Source organism: Curtobacterium sp. NPDC090223, assembly GCF_044746585.1.
GTDB lineage: Bacteria > Actinomycetota > Actinomycetes > Actinomycetales > Microbacteriaceae > Curtobacterium.
Genome location: NZ_JBIVCN010000002.1, coordinates 487,744 through 507,075 on the forward strand (window position 1 = coordinate 487,744; position 19,332 = coordinate 507,075).

At 72.1% G+C, this 19,332-nt stretch carries 19 protein-coding genes; 9 read left to right on the top strand and 10 right to left on the bottom strand.

The features are described from left to right. Positions 1 to 21: 21 nt before the first annotated feature. Positions 22 to 348 (top strand): DUF952 domain-containing protein, encoded by a 327-nt coding sequence (locus ACIPJY_RS06945; RefSeq protein WP_400466154.1) that lies wholly within the window; start codon positions 22 to 24, stop codon positions 346 to 348. A 113-nt stretch (positions 349 to 461) separates the two neighbouring features. Here the strand turns inward: ACIPJY_RS06945 and ACIPJY_RS06950 are convergent, their stop codons facing one another. From ACIPJY_RS06950 to ACIPJY_RS06960, 3 genes are read right to left on the bottom strand one after another with little or no spacing between them, the layout of a single operon-like run. Beyond that, positions 462 to 1,772: an ABC transporter substrate-binding protein gene (locus ACIPJY_RS06950; protein WP_400466151.1), complete on the bottom strand. Its 1,311-nt coding sequence runs from the start codon at positions 1,770 to 1,772 to the stop codon at positions 462 to 464. A gap of 55 nt (positions 1,773 to 1,827) precedes the next feature. Beyond that, a complete protein-coding gene (locus ACIPJY_RS06955) occupies positions 1,828 to 2,757 on the bottom strand; it encodes a carbohydrate ABC transporter permease (protein ID WP_400466148.1) in 930 nt (309 codons plus the stop codon). Positions 2,758 to 2,766: 9 nt separating this feature from the next. Further along, positions 2,767 to 3,684: a carbohydrate ABC transporter permease gene (locus tag ACIPJY_RS06960; RefSeq protein WP_400466145.1), complete on the bottom strand. Its 918-nt coding sequence runs from the start codon at positions 3,682 to 3,684 to the stop codon at positions 2,767 to 2,769. A 137-nt stretch (positions 3,685 to 3,821) separates the two neighbouring features. Here ACIPJY_RS06960 and ACIPJY_RS06965 point away from each other — a divergent pair, with 137 nt between their 5' ends. From ACIPJY_RS06965 to ACIPJY_RS06980, 4 genes are read left to right on the top strand one after another with little or no spacing between them, the layout of a single operon-like run. Continuing rightward, on the top strand, positions 3,822 to 5,048 hold the full coding sequence (locus ACIPJY_RS06965; protein WP_400466142.1) for an ROK family protein: 1,227 nt from the start codon (positions 3,822 to 3,824) through the stop codon (positions 5,046 to 5,048). Beyond that, complete coding sequence (locus ACIPJY_RS06970; RefSeq protein ID WP_400466140.1) at positions 5,048 to 6,031, top strand: ROK family protein; 984 nt, start codon at positions 5,048 to 5,050, stop codon at positions 6,029 to 6,031. Before ACIPJY_RS06965 ends, ACIPJY_RS06970 begins: the two co-directional genes overlap by 1 nt. Continuing rightward, the gene (locus tag ACIPJY_RS06975; protein ID WP_400466137.1) at positions 6,031 to 7,056 is read left to right on the top strand and encodes a Gfo/Idh/MocA family protein; all 1,026 of its coding nucleotides are present in this window, start codon (positions 6,031 to 6,033) and stop codon (positions 7,054 to 7,056) included. The genes ACIPJY_RS06970 and ACIPJY_RS06975 overlap by 1 nt, the downstream gene beginning before the upstream one ends. Next, positions 7,053 to 8,141 carry a Gfo/Idh/MocA family protein gene (locus ACIPJY_RS06980; protein WP_400466134.1) on the top strand — a complete coding sequence of 363 codons (1,089 nt, stop codon included), beginning with the start codon at positions 7,053 to 7,055 and terminating at the stop codon, positions 8,139 to 8,141. The genes ACIPJY_RS06975 and ACIPJY_RS06980 overlap by 4 nt, the downstream gene beginning before the upstream one ends. Here ACIPJY_RS06980 and ACIPJY_RS06985 read toward each other — a convergent pair. The 5 genes from ACIPJY_RS06985 to ACIPJY_RS07005 all read right to left on the bottom strand — a co-directional run bounded on the left by ACIPJY_RS06985 (position 8,113) and on the right by ACIPJY_RS07005 (position 14,474). After that, positions 8,113 to 9,201, bottom strand: a complete 1,089-nt coding sequence (locus ACIPJY_RS06985) for an ABC transporter permease (RefSeq protein ID WP_400466131.1) — start codon at positions 9,199 to 9,201, stop codon at positions 8,113 to 8,115. The genes ACIPJY_RS06980 and ACIPJY_RS06985 overlap by 29 nt on opposite strands. After that, positions 9,198 to 10,079, bottom strand: a complete 882-nt coding sequence (locus ACIPJY_RS06990) for an ABC transporter ATP-binding protein (protein ID WP_400466128.1) — start codon at positions 10,077 to 10,079, stop codon at positions 9,198 to 9,200. The genes ACIPJY_RS06985 and ACIPJY_RS06990 overlap by 4 nt, the downstream gene beginning before the upstream one ends. A 125-nt stretch (positions 10,080 to 10,204) precedes the next feature. Next, a complete protein-coding gene (locus tag ACIPJY_RS06995) occupies positions 10,205 to 10,879 on the bottom strand; it encodes a response regulator (RefSeq protein ID WP_400466126.1) in 675 nt (224 codons plus the stop codon). After that, a complete protein-coding gene (locus ACIPJY_RS07000) occupies positions 10,861 to 12,198 on the bottom strand; it encodes a sensor histidine kinase (RefSeq protein WP_400466123.1) in 1,338 nt (445 codons plus the stop codon). The genes ACIPJY_RS06995 and ACIPJY_RS07000 overlap by 19 nt, the downstream gene beginning before the upstream one ends. Before the next feature lie 113 nt (positions 12,199 to 12,311). After that, the gene (locus ACIPJY_RS07005; protein WP_400466120.1) at positions 12,312 to 14,474 is read right to left on the bottom strand and encodes a fibronectin type III domain-containing protein; all 2,163 of its coding nucleotides are present in this window, start codon (positions 14,472 to 14,474) and stop codon (positions 12,312 to 12,314) included. 197 nt (positions 14,475 to 14,671) lie between these two features. Here ACIPJY_RS07005 and ACIPJY_RS07010 point away from each other — a divergent pair, with 197 nt between their 5' ends. Continuing rightward, the gene (locus ACIPJY_RS07010; RefSeq protein WP_400466117.1) at positions 14,672 to 15,709 is read left to right on the top strand and encodes a carboxypeptidase regulatory-like domain-containing protein; all 1,038 of its coding nucleotides are present in this window, start codon (positions 14,672 to 14,674) and stop codon (positions 15,707 to 15,709) included. Between the two features lie 24 nt (positions 15,710 to 15,733). On the opposite strand, the gene ACIPJY_RS07015 is transcribed toward ACIPJY_RS07010, so the two are convergent. Continuing rightward, complete coding sequence (locus ACIPJY_RS07015) at positions 15,734 to 16,090, bottom strand: VOC family protein (RefSeq protein WP_400466114.1); 357 nt, start codon at positions 16,088 to 16,090, stop codon at positions 15,734 to 15,736. A 107-nt stretch (positions 16,091 to 16,197) separates the two neighbouring features. Here ACIPJY_RS07015 and ACIPJY_RS07020 point away from each other — a divergent pair, with 107 nt between their 5' ends. Then, positions 16,198 to 16,764, top strand: coding sequence for a dihydrofolate reductase family protein (locus ACIPJY_RS07020; protein WP_400466111.1), 567 nt, complete (start codon positions 16,198 to 16,200; stop codon positions 16,762 to 16,764). A 35-nt stretch (positions 16,765 to 16,799) separates the two neighbouring features. On the opposite strand, the gene ACIPJY_RS07025 is transcribed toward ACIPJY_RS07020, so the two are convergent. Continuing rightward, complete coding sequence (locus tag ACIPJY_RS07025; RefSeq protein WP_400466108.1) at positions 16,800 to 17,147, bottom strand: DoxX family protein; 348 nt, start codon at positions 17,145 to 17,147, stop codon at positions 16,800 to 16,802. An 89-nt stretch (positions 17,148 to 17,236) separates the two neighbouring features. Between ACIPJY_RS07025 and ACIPJY_RS07030 the strand changes: the two genes are divergently transcribed. Beyond that, complete coding sequence (locus tag ACIPJY_RS07030) at positions 17,237 to 17,890, top strand: TetR/AcrR family transcriptional regulator (protein WP_400466105.1); 654 nt, start codon at positions 17,237 to 17,239, stop codon at positions 17,888 to 17,890. A 54-nt stretch (positions 17,891 to 17,944) separates the two neighbouring features. Then, the gene (locus ACIPJY_RS07035) at positions 17,945 to 19,198 is read left to right on the top strand and encodes an MFS transporter (RefSeq protein WP_400466103.1); all 1,254 of its coding nucleotides are present in this window, start codon (positions 17,945 to 17,947) and stop codon (positions 19,196 to 19,198) included. The last annotated feature ends 134 nt before the right edge of the window (positions 19,199 to 19,332 follow it).

A 19,332-nucleotide genomic window follows, 5' to 3' on the forward strand; every position in this document is an offset into this window, starting at 1 on the left:
TTCACGACACGAGGAGCACCGTTGGACGACACCGTCATCTGTCACATCGCGATCGCGGACGACTGGGAGATGAGCCGCGGCTTCGGCGAGTACGAGGTCGCCACCCGGGGCGTGCACCTCGACGAGACCGGCTTCGTCCACGCCACGACGCCGGATCGCATCGACAGCGTGCTGGCCGCGGTCTTCGGCGGCCTGCGCCTCCCCCTGCTGCGCATCGACCTCAGCGTTCCCGGGCTCCGCGGCGCCGGGGTCGAGGTGACGTGGGTGGACGGCGTCCCGCGGATCGGCGGACCGATCCCGATGACCGACGAGGTGGTGCTGCGCGAGACCGCGATCGCCGCGACGTGAGCAGGCGGCTGAGCAGAGACGGAACGTGACCAGCGACGGAACGGAGGCCCGGTGCCAGCTGGCACCGAGCCTCCCGTCCGCCGTCCGGTCACCATCTGCGTGACCGGACCGGCTCAGTCGGCCGCGTCCAGGACCGCCTGCGCCTTCTTCTCCGCGGTCGCGAGGGCGTCCGCCGGGTCCTCCTTCAGGAGCATCGCCTTCTCGAGCTCCTTCGAGAGCGCCTCACTGACCTCGCCGTAGGCGACGATCGACGGCCGGGACTTCGCGTAGGCGAGCTCGTCCGCGAACGCCTGCAGGCGCGGGTTGTCCGCGAGGTGCTTCTTCCACGTGGCGTCGTCGTTCGTCGCCGTGTTCGCGGGGAGCAGGCCGGTCGCGATGTCCCACTTCGCCTCGGTCGCCGGGCTCAGCCACCACTGCATGAAGTCCCACGAGGCGTCCTTCTGGGCCGTCGTGCCCTCGAGCAGGTACGAGTTGTTCGTGCCGAGGTTCGCCGCGTTCTCCTTGATGCCGGGGAGCGGGAAGACGCCGACGCTGTCCTTGCCGAGCGCCTCGTCGAGGGTGCCGAGGTCGTACGCGCCGGTGATCGCCATCGCGGCCTTCTTCGCCGTCATGGCGGGCGTGCCGCCGTTCGACGTCGAGGTCATCAGCGACTGCGGGTACGCCGAGCCGTCCTCGAGCATGTCGGTCCAGGCCTTCAGCGCGGTCACACCGGCGTCGCTGTTGAACTCGACCTTGGTGTTGTCCTCGTTCATGAACTCGCCGCCGGCACTCCAGAGCATCGACTGGTACGTGAACACGGGCCACTCACCGGTGCCGATCGGCAGGTACATCCCGTACTGCGTGGTGCCCTTCGTGAGCTTCTTCGCGTCGTCCTGCAGCTCGGCCCAGGTGGTCGGGGTGTCGGTGATGCCGGCGGCCTTGAACATGTCCTTGTTGTAGACGACGGCGTAGTCGCCGATGTCCGTGGGGAGCGTGTAGGTCTTGCCCTCGAACTTGCCGGTGGCGAGCATGCCCTCGGTGAAGCTGTCGGTGGTGATCGTGGAGTCACTGGCGGAGAGGTACTTCTCCAGCGGCACGACCTTGCCCGTCTCGACGACCTGGCCGATCTTCTGCGGCGTGCTGTCGCCGAGGACCATGTTCGGACCGGTGTCGTTCTTCAGCGCGTTGATGAGCTTCGCGTCGAACTGGTCGCTCTGCGCGGCGTACTGCGCGGTGACCTCGACCTTGTCCTGCGAGTCGTTGTACTCCTCGATGAGCTTCTTGGCCTCCTTCGCCTGGTCGCCGGTGTAGTTGTGCCACACGGTGATCTGGGTCTTGCCGTCGGAGTCGCCGCTGTTGCCGGTGACCGAACCGCCGGCGCAGGCCGACAGGGTGACGGCGGCGCCGATGGCGAGTGCTGCCACGCCGAGCATTCGTGAACGCATGGGATGTCCTTTCCGGACCGCTGGGGAGGAGGTGTGGTGCAGGGTGTGGTGCGCTTCAGCGCAGACCGCCGGCCATCGCCGACACGATCTGCTTCTGGAAGACCAGGAACACGATGAACACCGGCAGGATCGCCAGGGTGGAGCCGGCCATCAGCAGGTTGAAGCTCTCCGCGGCGTTCGCGGACTGCAGCTGCGTCAAGCCGACGGAGACGGTGAAGAACTCGGTCTTCGAGGCGACGAGGAACTGGAAGAAGAAGTTGTTCCAGTTGTAGACGAACGACAGGACCGCGAAGGACCCGATCATCGGCGTCGCCATCGGGGCCACGACGGACCACATGCGCCGCCAGACCCCGGCGCCGTCCACCCGGCTGGCGTCCTCGATCTCGGCGGGGAACGACGTGAAGAACTGCCGGAACAGGAACACCCCGAGGATCGAGGGGATGTTCGGCACGATCAACCCCTGGTAGCTGTCCAGCCAGCCGAGCGAGGACAGCAGGCTGATGAGCGGGGTGAACACCACCTCGAACGGCACCAGGAGCGCGGCGAGCAGGATAACGAACACGATGTTCTTGCCAGGGAAGTGCAACCGGGAGAACGCGAACCCGGCGGCGAGGCTCGTGACGATCTGCCCGGCCGTGGTGAGCACCGCGACGATGGTGGAGTTGAGGTAGTAGATCCCGAACGGCGCGACCTCGAACACCTGCGTGTAGTTGTCGAACCGCCATTCCCGCGGGAAGAACGTCGGCGGGAACGAGAGCGCTTCGGCCGATGACTTGAAGCTCGTCAGCACCATCCAGAGGAACGGGCCGAAGAAGACCACGACCGCGACGATCAGGATGAGGTGGCGGAGGACCGCAGGACTGGTCTTCCGCCAGCGCGCACGCAGCGGCCGGCGGCGCAGCGGTGGTCGGGTCGCCCCGGTCGGGGCCGGACGGGAGGCTCTGGGCACGTTGCCGGTGGGGGCGTCGGCTTCGATCTGGGTCACGTCGGCCTCCTAGGTCAGCTCGATGGGGTCGCGGCGGTTGATGAACCGCAGCTGGATGACGGCGACGACGATGCCGACGAGGAGCAGGACCACGGCCGCCGCGCTCGCGGAGCCACCGTGGAAGAAGACGAAGCCCTGTTGGTAGATGTAGTAGAGGATCGTCTCGGTCGACCCGAGCGGGCCGCCCTGCGTGAGGACGTAGACCTGGGTGAAGACCTGCAGCGCGCTGATCACGCCGGTCACCGCGAGGAAGCCGGTCGTCGGCGCCACCAGGGGCAGCGAGATCGTGAAGAAGCGGCGGACCGGCCCGGCGCCGTCGAGCGTCGCGGCCTCGTGGTAGCTGGCCGGGATGTTCGTGAGCGCGGCGGAGTAGATGATCATCGCGTAGCCGACGCCCTGCCAGACCGAGAACACCATGACGCTGACGAGTGCCCACGGTTCGGAGTTGAGGAAGCCGATCGGCGGACCGCCGAGCGCGGTGATGACGCCGTTCACCAGGCCGCCGAGCGGCGACAGGATGAAGCTGAAGATGAGGGCGCTGCCGACGATCGGGGCGATGTAGGGCACGAAGAGCAGTGCGCGGTAGACCCCGCGTCCGCGGAACGGCTGGGCGAGGAGTGCGGCGAAGAACAGGCCGAGGACCATCGTGACCGGGACGACGATCACCACGTAGAGCGCGGTGTTGCCGGCGGCCTGCAGGAACTCGTCGTCCTGCAGCAGGCCGGCGAAGTTGTCGAGGCCGACGAAGCTGCCCGCGACGCCGGTCGCCGGGTTCCAGTTCGTGAACGAGTACCCGACCGTCTGGACGAGTGGGTACAGGTAGAACAGCGCCAGCAGGATGCTCGTCGGGGCGATCAGGGCGTAGCCCGCTCGACCTTCCTTGCGCTCCAGTGACGACCTGGGTGGTGCTGCGACAGCACTCTGCATCGTGCCTCCTTCGTTCTGCGATGAACGCTAGGAAGGGCGTGTTTCCGACACGTTGCCCGTCGATGACGAAAAGTAAACACTCGATTTCTGCATTACTTCGTTCGAACATCGACGCAACTGCGGGTTAGCATGACGCCATGAACCACCGTCTCTACCAGGACGTCGAGCACGTCCACGGGTCGGTCGGCGACGTCCTCCGGCTCATCCGGACGGGCGACACCGCGTCACGATCGACCATCGCCCGCTCCACCGGGCTCGCGCCGTCCACCGTCGGGCTGCGCGTCGACACCCTCGTCGAGCTCGGCCTCGTCCACGAGGTCGGCGCCGAGGGCTCCCGCGGTGGTCGTCGAGCGCGCCGACTCGAGCTGGACGGGGCCGCCGGGTTCGTCGCGGCCGCCGACCTCGGCGCGAACCACGCCCGCATCGTGCTGAGCGACCTCGCGGGGCGCACGATCACCGACACGGACGACACCGGCGTCTCCGAACCACTCCCCCGCGCCGACGGACCTGCCGCCGCGGTCGCCGAACTCTGGCGACGCTTCGTGCAGCTCGCCGAGGACGCCGACCTGCCGATGGCGGACTTCCGCGGCGCGGCGATCGGGGTCCCGGCACCGGTCGCGTACCCGAGCGGCCGGATCGTCACGCCGGCGTTCGAGCCGTCCTGGCACGACGCCGCCCTCGGTGCCCTGTTCCAGGAGCACACCGACGCACCCGTCCTGGTCGAGAACGACGCGAACCTGATCGCCCTCGCCGAGCGCTCCGGCACCCTGCCCCCGGAGTGCTCGCAGCTCGTCGCTGTGAAGCTCGGCACCCGGATCGGCGGCGGGGTGATCGCCGGTGGTCGCCTGCACCGTGGCGTCGGCGGCGCTGCCGGTGAGGTCTCGCACACGTCCGTCGACGGCGTCTCCGCGATCGGCTGCACGTGCGGCGTCCCGAACTGCCTGGAGTCGGTGGCGTCCGGCGGCGCGATCGCCGCACGGCTGCGGGCCGCGGGGCACGACGTCGGCACCACCGGGGACCTGCTCCGGCTCGGGGCACAGGGCGACGCCGCGGTCGTCGAGGAGCTCCGCGCCGCCGGGGAGCTGATCGGCCGCGTCCTGGCCGGGATCGCCAACTTCTTCAACCCGCGAGAGGTCGTGCTGGCCGGCGCGATGTCCGCCTCGCCCCCGCTCGTCGCGGCCATCCGCAGCGAGCTGTACCGGATGTGCCTGCCGCTCGTCGCCGACGACCTGGAGGTCCGGGCCAGCCGTGCGCCGCGGGACGCCGGGATCCGGGGCGGGGTCGTCCTGGCCCTCGACGAGGTCCTGGCACCCGCACGGATCGACGAACTCGCCCGCAGGGGCGTCCTGGCCGAGGTCGGCTGATGGCCGTCGTCGCCGTCGACATCGGCGGGACCACCGTGAAGGGCGCGCTCTTCGACGCCGACGGCACCGTGCTCGACCGGGCGACCGTGCCGACGTTCCCGGTCCGGGCACCGTCCGACGCGGCCGCGTCGACGAGCGGCCCCGGGGACACCGCCGACGCCGGCGGCCCCGCGCTCGCCGCCGTCGTCGGACTCGTCGACCGCCTGGCGGCGAGCGCCGAGCGCACCGGCCGCGCCGTCACCGGCATCGGGCTCTGCTCCCCGGGGCTCGTCGACGCCGCAGCCGGCCGTGTCGTGCTCGCGGTGAACCTCGGGTGGGCCGACCTGCCCGTCGCCGAGCTCCTCGCCGACCGGTTCGGCGTGCCCGTCGCGCTCGAGCACGACGCCCGCGCGGCCGCCCGCGCCGAACAGGCCGCCAGGAGCGCGGCGGACAGGTCCGTGGACGAGTTCGTGTTCATCCCGATCGGCACGGGCATCGCGGCGACGATCTTCACCGGCGGCACGATCGTGCACGGCGCCACCGGCGGTGCCGGCGAGTTCGGGCACGTCCCGGTCGTCCCGGGCGGCGAGCTGTGCACGTGCGGCCAGCGCGGCTGCGTCGAGGTGTACGCCTCCGCGGGCAACGTGTTCCGCCGCTACCGAGAGGCGGGCGGCGCCCTCGCGGCCAGCACCCGCGAGGTCGTGGAGCTCGTCGGCACGGACCCCGTCGCGACGCGGGTCTGGGCCGAGGCGATCGACGCCCTCGCCACCGGGGTCGTGATGCTCACCGCCGTGCTCGACCCGAGCGCCGTCGTCATCGGCGGCGGACTCGGCGAGGCCGGCGAACGCCTCCTCGCCCCGCTCCGCACCGGCGTCGCCGAACGACTCGGCTGGCGCCCGGTCCCCAGCATCGAGCAGTCGCTCGTCGGGGCGGGCGCCGGACTCGCCGGCGCCGCGCTGCTCGTCGGCACCCCCGTCCAACCGCACCCCGTGAAGGAGTCCTGATGTCCGACACCCCTCCCCGGATCGGCCTCGTCGGCGCCGGCGGCATCGCGTACGCGCACATGCCCGGCCTGCTCCGCCTCGGCCCGGTCACCGTGTACGCCCAGGACGGCGCCCCCGAGCTGGCCGCGGCGTTCGCTGCGGCTGCGGAAGCGGCCGGGTCCTCGATCACGGTCGTGGACTCGCTCGGGGCGCTGCTCGACGTCGTCGACGTGGTGGACGTCGTGACGCCGACGTTCGCGCACGCCGAGGTGGTGCGCGCCGCACTCGCCGCGGGCAAGGACGTGGTGTCCGAGAAGCCGCTCGCGCGCACCGACGCCGACGCCGCGGACCTGCTGGACCGTGCGCGGGACGCGGGCCGACAGCTCTACCCGGCCCACGTCGTCCGCTTCTTCCCCGCGTACGTGCGCCTCAAGGAGGCCGTGACCAGTGGCCTCCTGGGCGATCTGGCCGTCCTGCGGTTCGTGCGGTCCGGCGCCTTCCCGACCCGCACCCCCTGGTTCGCCGACCGTGCGCTCTCCGGCGGCATCGTGATGGACCAGATGATCCACGACCTGGACATCGCACGCTGGGTCGCCGGCGAGGTGACGACCGTGTCCGCCGTCGGGGTGCGCGCCGGCACGGACGCCGAGCCCGTCGAGGCGGCGCACGTGCTCCTCACCCACGCGTCCGGGGCGATCAGCCACGTCGCCGGGATCTGGGGGCCACAGCACCTCGGGTTCTCCACCGAGTACTCGGTGACGGGCACCGGCGGCAGCCTGTCCCACCGCTCCCGCGACGAGCAGGACTACGTCGCGGACCTCGCCTCGCCGGAGGCGCTCGACGGCTTCCTGCCGCAAGTCGACCCGGCCGACGACCCGTACGGGCTGGAGCTGCGGGAGTTCCTCGCGGCGTTCGCCGGCGGGGAAGCGCCGCGGGTGAGCGCGGCGGACGGGGTCGAGGCGGTGCGGATCGCGAACGCGGCGCTGGAGTCCCTGGAGACCGGGCAACCGGTGCGGCTCGACGTCGCCGCGGAGGTGTCCGCATGAGCGCGCTCCGCGTCGCCGTGATGTCCTTCGCCCACACCCACGCGATCGGCTACCTCGCCGCCCTCGCCGCGATGCCCGGCGTCGAGGTCCGCGGTTCCGACCCGGACGGCGTCAGCACCGGCGACGCCGTCGTCGAGCTGCGTGGCCGCGACCTCGCCGACGCGCTCGGCGTGTCCTACGCGGACTCGTACCAGGACCTCCTCGCCTGGCAGCCCGACGCCGTCGTGGTCACCAGCGAGAACGCCCGGCACCGCGAGCTCGTCGAACTGGCGGCGGCGGCCGGGGCGCACGTCCTCTGCGAGAAGCCCCTGGCGACCACGTGGGAGGACGGCATCGCCATGCGCGACGCCGTCGAGGCGGCCGGTGTGATGCTGATGGTCGCGTTCCCGGTGCGCTTCGCATCGGCGTTCGGGAAGCTCCGTGCCGCGCACGACTCCGGCGCCCTCGGGCAGCTGTTCTCGGTCCGCGGCGCGAACAACGGCATGCTGCCCCTGACCCGCGACTGGTTCACCGACCCCGCGTTGTCGGGCGGTGGCGCGATCGTCGACCACGTCGTGCACATCGCGGACATGCTCGAGGGGCTGATGGGTGCTGCTCCGGTGACGGTCACGGCCGTCGCGAACCGCACCCTGCACGCCGCACGTGCGCGCGCCGAGACCGCGGGGCTCGTCACCATCACGTACGACAACGGCGTGGTGGCCGCGATCGACTGCTCGTGGAGCAAGCCGGACACGTCGCCGGTGTGGGGCGGGCTCACGCTCGACGTCGCCGGGACGGGCGGCACGGTGTCGCTCGACTTCTTCGGGCCGGCCGCGCACGGGATCGCGGCGGAGACCGGGCTGCCGATCGAGTCCCGGTACGGCGCCGACCTCGACGAGGCGATGCTCGCCACCTTCATCGACGCGGTCCGGACGGGCGTGCAGCCCCAGCCCGACGTGCGGGTGGGGCTGCGGACGCTGTCGATCGTCCTGGCGGCGCAGGAGTCGGTGCGGACCGGCCGGACCGTGACGGTCCCCGCCGAGGCGGTCGCGGCCGGGACGGCTCGGACGGGATCCGTCAGCGTCGCATCGCGTCAGCCAGCTTGACCCGGCCGCCGGTGCGGAGCAGCGCGTTCTCGTAGACGCGGGCGCCGACGACCACGACCAGGGCGGCCGAGGCGATCACGACGAGCAGGGAGACGATCGGCTCCCACCACTCGGCCGTCCCGAGGAAGATGCGCATCGGCATACCGATCGGGGCGCTGAACGGCACGTAGGACATGATCCCGAGGACCGTGGGGTTGTCCGCGGCGAAGATGATCAGGAAGTACGGGATCATCAGCAGCATCATCACCGGGGTGGTCACGCTGCCGACGTCCTCCTGTCGGGACACCAGCGCCGCCGACGCGGCGAACAGCGACGCCACGAGCACGAACCCGATCGCGAAGAACACCACGAAACAGAGCATGCTCGGCCCGAGCAGCGTGAACAGGTTGTCCTGTCCGGTCACGGCGAGCGTCACGGCGGCCGCGATGGCGATCGCGACCACCTGCCCGAGCGCCATGATGCTGCTGCCGAGCACCTTGCCCGCCAGGAGCGCCCGCGCCGGGATCGCCGCCATCAGGATCTCGACGACCCTGGTGGACTTCTCCTCGACGACGCTCTGCGCGATGGACTGCCCGAACGTCACCGCAGCGGCGAAGTAGACGATGCCGAACGCGATCCCGATGAGCGACACGAGCCCGGGGGCGATCGCGTTCGGGTCGAGGAGCTCGACGCTCGGCGAGACGCTGAGCGCCTGGACGACGTCCGTCGGTGCGCTGTCGAGTCCGACGACGCCGAACCCGAGCGGACCGGACTCCGGCACGATCGCCGCGTCGACGTCCCCGCTCCGCACGAGCTGCTCGGCGGCCGCGCGGTCGTCGACCTCGGTCACGTCGAGACCACCCGTCGACGGCAGGGTGACGCCGCTGACGACGGCGACCGGGGTGGTGCTCCCGGCGGCGGACTTGCCGACGATGCCGCCGATGACGATCGACGCGACGACCATCAGGAGCAGGATCAGCGCCGAGATCACGAAGGCCTTGCTGCGGAGCCGAGCCTGGATCTCACGGACGGTGACCAGGCGGACCGCCTGTGCGGTGCTCGCTGAACGACCCGAGTTCATCGGACGACCTCCCGGAAGACCTCGCTGAGTCGTGGGACCCGCGGGCCGAACGACCCCACCGTCCCCGTGGTGACGGCCCGCTGCAGCACGCGCTGCGCAACGGCGTCGCCGGCCTCGAACACGGCGTACCCGCCGTCGAACTCCCGGACGTGCACGCCCGGCTCGTCGCGGAGCCATGCCACGTCCCCGTCGACCAGGAGTTCCCACGCCGCCGGGCCGGCCGCACGACGGAGTTCGTCCTGCGGTCCGGCGGCACGGATGCGGCCGTCGGCGATCACCACGACGTCGTCGCAGAGCCGCTCGACGACGTCGAGCTGGTGACTGGAGAACAGGACGGGGACCCCGTCGGCGGCGGCCTCGCGGAGGACGCCGAGCACGGTGTCGACGGCCATCGGGTCGAGCCCGGAGAACGGTTCGTCGAGCACGAGCACCTCGGGGCGGTGGGCCAGCGCCGCGGCGACCTGCACGCGCTGCTGGTTGCCGAGCGACAGCTTCTCCACCGGGTCGTCGGCGTGCGCACCGAGGTCGAGCCGGTCGAGCAGCTCGGCGGTCCGCGCCGCCGCAGCCCGACGGTCGACGCCGTGCAGCCGCGCCAGGTAGGTGACCTGCTCGGCGACGGGCATCTTCGGGTAGAGGCCGCGCTCCTCGGGCATGTACCCGAAGCGGCGTCGGTCGGCGGGGCCGATGGTCTGCCCGTCGATCGACACCGTGCCGCTGTCGGCGTCGAGCACGCCGAGCATGATCCGCATGGTGGTGGTCTTGCCGGCACCGTTGCCGCCGACGAACCCGGTGAGCCGGCCGCGACCGACCGTGAAGGCGACGTCGTCGAGCACCCGCCGGTCGCCGAAGTGCTTGGTCACCCCGTCGATGCTGAGCATCAGGTCTTCCCCTCTCGGCGGTGGGGTCTCCCACCGCACCACCGACGCTACGGAGGAACCGCGGAGGGCACCTCCCACGGCGGACGGGTGCCGGGCCTCCGTCCCGAGGAGGAGGAAGAGGCGGGCTACTCGCCGGACCGGACCACCCCGTGCTCGTACGCCCAGACCACCGCCTGCACGCGGTCCCGGAGCCCGAGCTTCTGCAGGACGTTCGACACGTGGGTCTTCACCGTCGCCTCGCCGACGTACAGCTGCCGTGCGATCTCGCCGTTGCTCCGCCCACGACCGAGCAGGCGCAGCACCTCGGCCTCGCGTTCGGTGAGCCCTGCGATCGGCCCGTCGTCGACGGCCACGACCGGCTGGGACCCGGTGGCCCGGCTGATCACGCGACGGGTCACGTCCGGTGCCAGCAACGCGTCACCCGCGGCGACCGTGAGCACCGCGTCGACCAGCTTCTCCGGCGAGGCGTTCTTCAGCAGGAACCCGCTCGCCCCGGCGTCGAGCGCCGCGAAGAGCGTGTCGTCGTTGTCGAACGTCGTGAGGATCAAGACCGGCGGCGGGTCGTCGAGGGCCGTGATGCGCCGTGCGGCCTCGAGGCCGTCCACCCCCGGCATCTGCACGTCCAGGCAGACCACGTCCGGCCGGTGCTCCTCGACCGCGCGGACCGCGGCGAGGCCGTCGGCGGCCTCCGCCACCACGCGGATGCCCGGCTCCGACTCCAGGATGACCCGGAAGCCGGCACGCACCAGGTCCTGGTCGTCGGCCAGGACGACGCGGACGTTCACGGGGTCGGCAGCCATGCGCGCACCAGGTACCCTCCTCGGGCGCGTGGCCCGATCTCGATGCGGCCACCGACGGCGGCCACGCGTTCGCGCATCCCGACGTGGCCGAGTCCGCCGTCGCGGCTGCGGTCGGTCCCGTCTCCGGACGACGGCCTGGAGGCCCGGCTCCCGACCCCGGTGTCGGTCACCTCGACCTCCACCGCGTCCGGCAGGTACCGGAGTCGCAGGTCCGCGCGCGCGTCCGGCCCGGCGTGCTTCAGGACGTTGGTCACCGCCTCTTGTGCGATGCGGAAGGCGACGGTCGCCACGGTCGGTGGCACGGGGCGTTCGTCCCCGACGACGGTGTACTCGGCCCGGCGCCCCGCGGCCGTCGCGGCGGCGGCGAGCTCCGCGATGCGGGCGAGTCCCTCGGTGCTGGGCGCGTCGACCCTTCTGCCGTCGGCGTCGCGGTCGGTGTCGCGGTCGGCGTCGCGGTCGTCCTCGCGGTCGTCCTCGCGCAGGGTGCCGAGCATCTTCCGGAGCTCCTCGACCGCGGTCCTGGCGCTGTCCTCGACGACGCCGAGCGAGCTCGCCGCCAGGGCCGGGTCACGCTCGAGCACCCGGCGCGCCGCCCCGGCCTGCACGCCCATCAGCGAGACGTGGTGGGCGACGACGTCGTGCAGCTCGCGGGCGATGCGGACCCGCTCGAGCGCGACGGCCTGCACCGCGTTCCGTTCCCGCTCGACCGCGAGTTCGGCGGTGCGCTCGTCGAGCGCGTGCTTCGCGACCGCGGACGCCCAGGCGCGGTTGCCGGAGTACCAGGCGGCGCCGAAGTAGACCAGGTTGATGACGATCGACATCAGCGAGTTCGCGATGACGGGCGACACCAGGCCGTCCCCGTCGTTCGGCAGCGCGCTCGGCACCGACCAGCTGAACGAGATCGCGAGGAACAGCCACACGAACATGCCGGCGATGACGACCCACCGCACGATCTCGGCGCGGAGCCGGTCCGAACACCACGCCCCCACGGTGTAGAGCGCGATGAACAGCGTGAAGTTGTTGAAGAAGAGCTCCGGCACGTGCAGGATCTGCATCGCCGCGAACGTCAGTGCCACCACCACGGCGACGGTCATCGGGAAGCGGCGGCGGAAGGCCAGCGGCGCGGTGTTCGCCAGGACCAGGAGCACCGAGACCCACCACGGGGCGAGCTCGTCGTAGAAGCCGGTGGAGCCGTAGAGGATCGTCGACACCGCCATCCCGACCGCCAGGGCTGCGGCGAGCAGGGCGTCCTGCCGGTACTCGCGGCGCCCGACGGGCAGCCGCGACCAGTCCTGCTGTGTCCGGCCCGCGGTCCCCATGCCGCCAACGGTAGCGGGTGGGGATTTCGGTGGGGAAAGTCGAAACGCGCGTAGTGGGTCAGAACTTCCGACCCACTACGCGCGATTCGACTTTCCAGTGCACCCGTTGTGGGTCAGTTGCGACCTCGGCGACGACGACGGACCGTCAGCACGACACCGCCGGCAGCCGTCAGCGCCGCGGCGATCAGCAGCGCGTCCGGGGTTCCGGTGCTGCCGGTGTACGCCAGCCGGGTCGCCGCCGTACCGGTCGCGGCATCGGCAGCCGTGGTGGTGGTCGGGGTCCCGGTCGTCGTGGTGCCGGTCGGGCCCGCGCCGGTGGTCGGGTCCGTGCCGTCCGTCGGGTCCGTGCCGTCGGTCGGGCCGGGGGCGGCGACCAGGTCGATCGAGAACGCCTCCGAGGTGACCGTCTGCGGAGCGAGTCCCTCGCCGGCGATCGTCGCGACCAGGCGGTGCTCCCCGATCTCCACGCCCGCCGGGAGCGCCGTGCGGATGTGGACCTCGCCGTCCTCGCCCACCGTGCTGGTGACGAGTGCGACCGGCGTCGAGTGCAGCTCGAGCAGGACGGTCGCCCCGATCGGCAGCTGCGTCGCGTCGAAGCCGACCGTCGCACCGACCTGCACCGAGTCGTCATCGGTCCCGGCGAACGACCCCGTGAACGTGAACGGGCTCGCCGCGTCCTGCGGCTCCGGGTCCGCGGTCCAGGCGCCGTCCGCGGCAGCGGAGACGGCGCGGACGCGGAACTGGTACGCCGTGCCGTCGACCAGACCGGTGACCGTGGCGGGCGAGGTGACGCCCGACAGCGCCGGTGTCCAGTCGCCGTCGACGGTGCGGTACTCGACGTCGTACCCGCTGATCGCGGAGCCGCCGTCGTCGGTCGGGGCGGACCAGGTGAGGACCGCCGAGCCGGACCCGACCGCGACCGTCGGCGCACCGGGTGCCGATGCCGGTCCGACCGGGACGACGTGCGCGGTCGTCCACGCACTCGTGCCGTCGGCCGAGTCCGCGGCGACGCGCACCTGGTAGTCCGTGCCGTTCACCAGTCCCGTGAGGTCGGCAGACGTCCCGGACGGGGCCGCCGCCGATCGCCAGGTCCCGCCGTCGAGCACCTCGACGCGGTACCCGGTCACCGGGGTGCCGCGTTCGACCGCGGGCTGCCACACCAGGTGTGCGCCGCCGTCGACGGCGGTCGTCACGAGCCCGGTGGGTGCGAGCGGGACGTCGGTCGTGACGGTGCTCGCCGCGACGGTCGGGGTCGCTGCCCCGGCGACGGAGGACGCCGCGACCGAGAACGCGTAGGACGTGCCGGGGGCGAGCCCCTCCACCGTGCAGCTGGTCGAGGTGGTGGTGCAGCTCGCGCCGCCCGGCTCCGCGGTGACCGTGAACGTGGTGGGGTCGTCACCGGTGGCGCCCGCGGTCCAGGAGACCACCGCCGACCGGTGCGCCGCCACGACCTGGACGTCGGCGGGAGCCGCCGGTGCGATGCGCGGGCGGACCGTGATGGTCGACGACACCGAGGACGCGCCGTCGTAGTTCGCCGCCTGGACGGTGAAGTCGTAGGTGCCGGTCGCCGTCGGGGTGCCACTGACGCCGTCGTCGGTCAGGACGAGCCCCGGCGGGAGCGACCCTGCGGTCACCGAGAGCGTCGGCGCCGGGGTCCCGGAGAGGCCGAAGGTCGAGGAGTACGGCGATCCGACGGGGACCGTCACGGTGCCGGGGCCGCCGCTGACGAAGGCGCTCCAGTCCATGTACGTGCGGAACACCCAGTCGTAGTCCCCGCCGCCCACGTTCGGGTTGCCAGCGGGGTAGGGGTCGCCGCCGACGACGACCTGCCCCGGGCCGTTGCGCACCAAGGCGTACTTCGTCCCGGCGACGAGCCGCGCGGGCTGTGCGAAGTCGGCGGTCACCCAGCTGTAGCCGCTGCCAGTGGAGACCGGCGTGACCGCGAGCGGTGCCGCCGAGGTGTCCGGGGATCCGGACGGGGTGACCGGGTAGATCGAGAGCGTCTGGTCCGCCCAGCCGTACCAGTACTCGTAGATCTCCACGTGCGCCAGGGCGCCGTTCGCACCGGCGACGAAGGTCTGGCTGGCCTGCGCGACGGCGGCCATGCTGCCCTGCGTGGGCTGGCCGCTGGACTGGTCGAGGTGCAGTGTCGGGGCGGCGACCGCGGCGGTCGGGACGGCGAGCAAGCCGCCCAGCGCGACGACTCCGGCCACCGCGACGGCGGCGAGTCGGGCGGACAGGGCGTGGCGGAACGGGGAGCGGCGTCGAGCGCGCATCGGAGTCCTCTCGGGTGGACCGCGCCGGTGCGCGTCGGAGTCGACAGTACTGAGCAGTATCGACGCCTCACATCCCCCGTTCGAGGCGGCGACCGACCCGGGACGGCACGAACCGGCCGGTCGGGAGGCCCGGGATCCGGTTAGCATCCACTCCACCGGGGCCAGGGGTGACCCCGCGAGGGATCAGGGGCCCTGCCATGACCGCACGACGATGGACGACGGTCGGGATCACGACCGCCATGACGCTGATCGGGGTGCTCGTCGCGCCGGTCACCGCCGCGACGGCCGCACCGGCCGACGGAGCACTCACCGTGATGCTGACCGACCCGGACAAGCGACCGCTCGCGATGGAGGGTGTCGCCGTGGACCTCCGCGCCGCCGACGGCTCGACCGAGGCCTCGGCGACGAGCGACCAGCGCGGTCGCCTGACGTTCGACGACGTGCCGGCGGGCACGTGGACGCTGCACGGTGAACGCGAGGGTTCGTACGGCTTCGACGACGTCATCCCGGCCGAGCGCACCGGGGTCGTGGTCGCACCGGGCAGCCACGACGCGGTGGTCCTCGTCGTCCGACGGGGTGCGTCCATCGGCGGCACCGCGCACAACCCGTACGGTGCCGACCTGTCCGGCGCCGCGGTCGTCGTCCGGGGCTGGAACACCGGGACCGTCGAGCGCACCGTGACCGGGCCCGACGGGCACTACTGGGTGCACGGTCTGCCGAGCGACGACTACAGCGTGCAGGTGAACGCGCATGACGAGACGCTCGACTCGTGGCCGGCGCTCCGGAGCATGTCCTGGGGCTTCCACCGCGATCCGGGCAGCACCGCCGAGCGGTCCTACGTCCGGGTCGCACACCAGGCGGTCGGGCGGACCGAGACCGTCGTGGACGGGATCGACGGCAGCGCGACCCAGGGCGTCTCCCTCGGCGCCATCGTGAACCCGCAGCGCGACACCGACTTCACGAACGCCCGGGTGCACGTCTACGGGGAGTCCATCGGCAGCACCTTCGACACCACGATGACGTACTGGACGCCGGGGCGAGGTGGACTGTTCGGCACCGTGCTCAGCGCCGGCCGGTACAAGGTCGAGATCGTCGCCTGGTCGCCGAGCCAGGGGAAGTACGTGTCCTACTGGTACGGCGGCGAGGGCAACCGGCCGGTGGCCGACCGCGCCTCGTCGCACACCATCGTGATGGCGGACCAGAGCCGCACGATCAACTTCTGGAGCACACGCTGATGTCGGCCGCGCGTGGGCCGCGCGTCAGCTCGTCGGCGGCGCGTACAGCTGCAGGTCGTTGCCCTCGCTGTCCTTGAAGGGGACGATCTTCCCCCACGGGTGCTCGCTGATCTCGCCCCGGATGTCGGCGCCGCGGTCCTTGAGCCCGGCGACCTCGTCCTCGATGCTGCCGTCCGGCTGGAACGACACGACCGCACCGCCGTCCTGTGACGAGCCGGCCGACTCACGCCCGTTCAGCCCGATGCGCAGACCGTTCGCGTCGATCTCGCTCCAGTCGTCGGACTCACTCGTGACATCGAGCCCGAGCGTGTCCCGGTAGAACGCGACTGCCCGCCCCATGTCCGTGACCGGGACCCAGACTGCTGCGACTCCTGTTGCCATGGTGCTTCCTCTCGTCGGTGGTGGTACGAGCGGGACGGTAGGCACGCGGCGGTGCGCACCGGTCCAGGAAGGTGCACGGAGCGCACCGTGGGCGTAGGTTCCGCGCCATGAAGCTGGTCACGTACTCGATGGGGATGACGCTCGACGGCTACGTCGTCGGACCGGACGGCGGGTTCGACTGGGGCGCGCCGGACGCCGACGAGTTCCGCGCCTCGATCGACGAGGTGCGCGGGATCGACGTGCACCTGCTCGGCCGACGGCTGCACGAGACGATGGTCTACTGGGAGGACCCGGAGCAGGCGGCTTCGTGGGACGACGCCGAGCGCGAGTGGGCGGACCTCTGGAACGCGCTGCCCAAGGTGGTCTTCTCGAGGACGCTGTCGAGCGTCGACGCGAGCAACACCCGCCTGGCCACCGCGGGCCTCGCCGAGGAGGTCGAGCGTCTGCGCGCCGAGCCCGGCGACGGCGACATCGCGATCGGCGGCGCGACCCTGGCGGCGGCCGCGGCCGAACTCGGGCTGATCGACGAGTACCGCGTCCGCGTCTCGCCGGTGCTGGTCGGCGGCGGCATCCCGTACTTCCCGCCGACGACGAGCCGGGTCGACCTCGACCTGCTGAGCACCCGGACGTTCGCGACCGGCGCGGTGGCGCTCCGGTACCGCGTCCGGCGGTGACGGAGGCGGTACCGGAGCGCCACCGCCGGACGGGATCAGCGCGCGAGCAGCAGCACGACCAGGGTCGCGACCGACACCGCGAGCAAGACGGCCGCGCCCTGCAGTCCCTTGTCGTGCGCCCGCACGTGCGCGACGATCGCGCCGACGAAGTAGACGACCGCGCCGATGGCGGCGGCGATCCCGAGCGCCGGGACCCACAGGCCGGCGACGAGCCCGATGGTGGCGAGGACCTCGAGCACCCCGAGGACGCGCATCTGGCCGGGCGTGACGTGCACCGTGGCCATGTTCGCTCGCATCGCGGCGGCGCCGATCAACTTCATCACCCCGGATCCGAGCATGGCGGCAGCGAGGACGAGGGACAGGATGACGGTTGCGATGTGCACGGAGGACTCCAGGTGAAACGGACAGTGGTCTCCGCTTCAATCCGGACAGGACTCCCCGTATTCCCGGACCGCGGTCGTACACTCCGATCGTGAGCGAGACGACACCGCGGACCCCTCGACGGGATGCGCTGCGCAACCGGGCCGCCATCGTCGACTCGGCCTGCACCGCCTTCGCGGAACGCGGTCTCGACGCACCGCTGGAGCCCATCGCCGCGGCCGCGGGCGTCGGCAACGCCACGCTCTACCGGCACTTCCCGGAACGCGCGGCCCTCTGGGAGGCGGTCCTGCAAGCACCCCTGCGAGAGGTCCTCGACCTGGTGCAGGAGTGTCTCGTGATCTCCGAGGACGACCCGTGGGCGGGCTTCGCGACGTTCATCCGACGGACGGCCGACATCGAGGCCCGCCGCGAGGGCTTCAGCGAGCTGATGACGACGCGGTTCACCGGCGCACCGACCCTGCTCGCCCTGCGCGCCGAGATCCAGGACGGCCTGGAGTCGCTGTTCCGGCGCGCGCAGGACGCCGGAGCGATCCGGGCGGACGCCGCGCTCGAGGACGTCGCCGTGGTGCAGCTCTCGATGGCCCGCACGATCGAGACGTTCGGCGAGGTCGCACCGGAGCTGCACCGTCGCTGGGTCGACCTGGTGCTCGACGGCCTCCGCGCGCCGGGCGCACAGCGCGAACCGCTCGGCGGCCCGCCGCTCCGCCCGAACCAGATCTGGCGGGCGGTCATGCGCCGACGGTGACGGACGTCGACGTCACCGGGGAATGGAACCGGCCCCGGCGGCTTTGACGCCTCCATGACATCGTCAGCAGCCCGCCGCGGGTGGCTCAGCGTCCTCTCCGTCGCACTCGGGTCCTTCGTCCTGGTGCTCTCGGAGTTCCTGCCCATCGGGCTGCTCCCCGCCATCGCCACCGACCTCGACGTCCCCGTCGGCACCGCGGGACTGATGGTCGTCGCGACGGGCCTGGTCGGCGCCGTCGCGGCTCCCGTGGTCACGGTCGCCACCTCACGCCTCGACCGCCGCGTCGTGCTCGTCGCGCTGACGGTGCTCCTGGTCGTCGCCGACGGCCTGGCGGCCATCGCGCCGTCGTTCGCGGTCCTGCTCGCCGCGCGGATGCTGCTGGGTGTCGGGATCGGCGGCTTCTGGGCGATCGGGGCCGGGATCGCCGGGAGGCTCGTCCCGGCTCCGTCAGTGATCCGCGCGACGTCCTTCATCACCGCCGGCGTCTCGGTCGCCACCGTCGTCAGCCTCCCGCTGGGCGCGTTCGTCTCCGCGCTCGCCAGCTGGCGCCTCGGGTTCGTGATCGGCGGCGCGCTCGGCGTCGTCGCGCTCGTGCTCCAGCTCGCGATGCTGCCGAGCATCCCCGCGGTGCAGCGGGTCCGCTTCAGCACGCTCGGCGCGCTGCTCCGGGTCCCGCGGGCGCGCGTCGGACTCATCGCCGCTGCGTTCGTCTTCGCCGCGCAGTTCGCGGCGTACACCTACGTCGCGCCGTACCTGCAGGACCTGGTCCGCGTCGGCCCGGAGACCGTCACCCTGGCGCTGCTGGTGTTCGGCGTCGCGGGCATCGTCGGCAACTTCGCCGCCGGGTTCACGCTCGGCAAGAGCGTGCTCGGCACCATCGGGGCGTCGAAGATCGTGCTCGCGGCCGCCGTGATCGCGCTGCCGCTCCTCGCGCACTCGGTCGTCGGGGTCTTCGCGCTGCTCGTCGTCTGGGGCCTGGTCTGGGGCGCGCTGCCGCTCGGGATGCAGACGTGGATGTCGACGGCGTCACCCGGTGGCTCGGAGACCGGGCTCGCCCTGTTCGTCACGACCATCCAGCTCGCCATCGCCGCCGGCTCGGTGCTCGGCGGCATCGCGGTGACGTCGTTCGGCATCGCGGCGGACTTCTGGTTCGCGGGCGGGATCGCGGTGATCGGCGCGGTCGTGCTCGTCGGACTCGGGCTGCGGCGCACGAACGCGGCGCCGGTCGCTCCGGTGGCCGCGGCCGACGAGGTCGCCGTCGTGGCACCGACCGGCCCGGTCGCGACGGTCTGCACCACCGGCGCCTGAACCGAGCCCCGCACGGCGCACCATCGACCCTGGTCACGCCGGGGCGGGTCGCCGCCGGGTGGGGCGGTGAGGGAGGAGGCGGACTGCGGGGGCGCGGCGCGACCTCCTCCCTCGGAGCACGCCCTTCCCCCACC

Coding starts and splice junctions, on each gene's coding strand:
- ACIPJY_RS06950 (WP_400466151.1), bottom strand. CDS start 1,772: ATGCGTTCACGAATGCTCGGCGTGGCAGCACTCGCCATCGGCGCCGCC.
- ACIPJY_RS06960 (WP_400466145.1), bottom strand. CDS start 3,684: ATGCAGAGTGCTGTCGCAGCACCACCCAGGTCGTCACTGGAGCGCAAG.
- ACIPJY_RS06965 (WP_400466142.1), top strand. CDS start 3,822: ATGAACCACCGTCTCTACCAGGACGTCGAGCACGTCCACGGGTCGGTC.
- ACIPJY_RS06970 (WP_400466140.1), top strand. CDS start 5,048: ATGGCCGTCGTCGCCGTCGACATCGGCGGGACCACCGTGAAGGGCGCG.
- ACIPJY_RS06975 (WP_400466137.1), top strand. CDS start 6,031: ATGTCCGACACCCCTCCCCGGATCGGCCTCGTCGGCGCCGGCGGCATC.
- ACIPJY_RS06980 (WP_400466134.1), top strand. CDS start 7,053: ATGAGCGCGCTCCGCGTCGCCGTGATGTCCTTCGCCCACACCCACGCG.
- ACIPJY_RS06985 (WP_400466131.1), bottom strand. CDS start 9,201: ATGAACTCGGGTCGTTCAGCGAGCACCGCACAGGCGGTCCGCCTGGTC.
- ACIPJY_RS06990 (WP_400466128.1), bottom strand. CDS start 10,079: ATGCTCAGCATCGACGGGGTGACCAAGCACTTCGGCGACCGGCGGGTG.
- ACIPJY_RS06995 (WP_400466126.1), bottom strand. CDS start 10,879: ATGGCTGCCGACCCCGTGAACGTCCGCGTCGTCCTGGCCGACGACCAG.
- ACIPJY_RS07000 (WP_400466123.1), bottom strand. CDS start 12,198: ATGGGGACCGCGGGCCGGACACAGCAGGACTGGTCGCGGCTGCCCGTC.
- ACIPJY_RS07005 (WP_400466120.1), bottom strand. CDS start 14,474: ATGCGCGCTCGACGCCGCTCCCCGTTCCGCCACGCCCTGTCCGCCCGA.
- ACIPJY_RS07010 (WP_400466117.1), top strand. CDS start 14,672: ATGACCGCACGACGATGGACGACGGTCGGGATCACGACCGCCATGACG.
- ACIPJY_RS07015 (WP_400466114.1), bottom strand. CDS start 16,090: ATGGCAACAGGAGTCGCAGCAGTCTGGGTCCCGGTCACGGACATGGGG.
- ACIPJY_RS07020 (WP_400466111.1), top strand. CDS start 16,198: ATGAAGCTGGTCACGTACTCGATGGGGATGACGCTCGACGGCTACGTC.
- ACIPJY_RS07035 (WP_400466103.1), top strand. CDS start 17,945: ATGACATCGTCAGCAGCCCGCCGCGGGTGGCTCAGCGTCCTCTCCGTC.